This is a genomic window from Alicyclobacillus sacchari (assembly GCF_004366795.1).
Taxonomy (GTDB): Bacteria; Bacillota; Bacilli; order Alicyclobacillales; family Alicyclobacillaceae; genus Alicyclobacillus; species Alicyclobacillus sacchari.
This window is the reverse complement of record NZ_SORF01000063.1, coordinates 1-1,112: the sequence shown is the minus strand read 5'-3', so window position 1 is coordinate 1,112 and position 1,112 is coordinate 1. Positions and strand designations below refer to the sequence as shown.

Below are 1,112 nucleotides of genomic sequence, written 5' to 3'. Positions count from 1 at the left end.
CGCCAACACTGAAGATTACGACGACTTCACTCCGGACAGAGCATGCTGCAACCGGTAGCTTTCGCCGGTGAACGCCAGGACGTGTGCATGGTGGACAAGCCGGTCCACGAGTGCGGCTGTGAGCCTGGCATCACCTAAGACCGTGTTCCACTGGCCAAACTCAAGATTCGAGGTCACAATCACGCTCCTTTGCTCGTAGCACTCCGAGACGACGTGAAACAGCAGTTCAGCGCCATCTTTGTGAAAGGGCACAAAGCCCATTTCGTCGAGAATGAGCAGCTCAGCCTTTTGCAGCTCTCGTAGGAAACGGTTGAGTGTCCCGGCCTGGTACTTTTCCTGCAAGGTGGCTACGAGATCATGTACCCGAAAGAATCGTACCTCGTGTCCTCTTCGGCAGGCCTCAACGCCGAGCGCTGTCGCCAAGTGGGTCTTACCTGTTCCTACTTTACCAAGCATCATCACGTTCTGCTTTCGCTCGAGAAATACAAGATCCATTAAGAGCTCACGGCTGCAGTGTGCCGGGAACGTCACCGCCCTGAAATCATAGTCTTCCAGTGTCTTTATTTGTGGAAAGCGGGCTTTCTTCATAAGCCTGCGAATCCTGGACATCTCTCGACCCTGCAATTCTGCCTGCAGCACGCCAAGCAGGTAATCCGAGCGGTCATTGAATGGAATGGCTTCGTACGCCTCCATCACGTAGCCCAAGTGGAGGCTCTTGCATGCAGCGGCCAATTCCTGTTTCATGCTTTGCTTACCCCCAGAATGGCGTCGTATTGCCTGAGGTCGGGTGTGTGTCCATGAATCCCCATCGGGGTATGAGGCTCCGTAAACGGCTCGGGGCGGAACTCCGGATGTTTCATGGTATACAGTACATGCTCAAGCGCTGCGTCGGGACTGAAATGCCCTGTCAATGTATCGAGTGCAGCACCAATCTCAGACATCTGGTGTGTGTCCAGCAATCGACGAATCAAGGCAATGCGAGACTTCCTCAGATCGACCTCCTCCACCTGCACAAATGTGCGTACGGAAGCAGGCATGAATTTCGCCAGGTCGGAGTACATCACCGCCCTTGGCTTTCTCCGGTATCCGTCGAACACAGCTGACCACTCAAT

1 protein-coding gene and 1 pseudogene are annotated in these 1,112 nt (G+C 54.3%); both read right to left on the bottom strand.

Annotated elements, in window-relative coordinates:
- Positions 1–15: 15 nt before the first annotated feature.
- Complete coding sequence (istB, locus tag C7445_RS14445; RefSeq protein ID WP_134161418.1) at positions 16–744, bottom strand: IS21-like element helper ATPase IstB; 729 nt, start codon at positions 742–744, stop codon at positions 16–18.
- Positions 741–1,112, bottom strand: a pseudogene (locus C7445_RS14440) (IS21 family transposase); the annotation flags it as partial. The gene istB and the pseudogene C7445_RS14440, both read right to left, overlap by 4 nt.